The organism is Streptomyces sp. URMC 123 (assembly GCF_051386515.1).
GTDB lineage: Bacteria > Actinomycetota > Actinomycetes > Streptomycetales > Streptomycetaceae > Streptomyces.
The window spans coordinates 1-243 of record NZ_JBPQTV010000793.1; the positions used below are offsets into that span (position 1 = coordinate 1).

The following is a 243-nucleotide window of genomic DNA, read 5'->3' on the forward strand; positions in this document are numbered from 1 at the left end:
TCGACGGGGTGTTCGGCGACCTGACCGAACGCGCGGTCAAACGGGCCCAGAAGCAGCACGGGCTGGTGGTCGACGGCAAGGTCGGGCCGCACACCTGGGGGGCGTTGCGGCGATGAACCGACCGGTCATCGGGGCGGGGGACAGGCCGTCCCCGGGCGCGCCCCACGGCTCCGGCGCGGCCCGCACCCCCGGCGCGCCCCACGGCCCCCGCGCGCACCACGACCCCGGAGCGGGCGAGGGAGC

The 243-nt window shown here is 78.6% G+C and carries 1 protein-coding gene; it reads left to right on the forward strand.

The features are described 5' to 3' along the window. Positions 1–8: 8 nt before the first annotated feature. The gene (locus ACSNOD_RS32035; RefSeq protein ID WP_436770550.1) at positions 9–116 is read left to right on the forward strand and encodes a peptidoglycan-binding domain-containing protein; all 108 of its coding nucleotides are present in this window, start codon (positions 9–11) and stop codon (positions 114–116) included. Positions 117–243 lie beyond the last annotated feature (127 nt).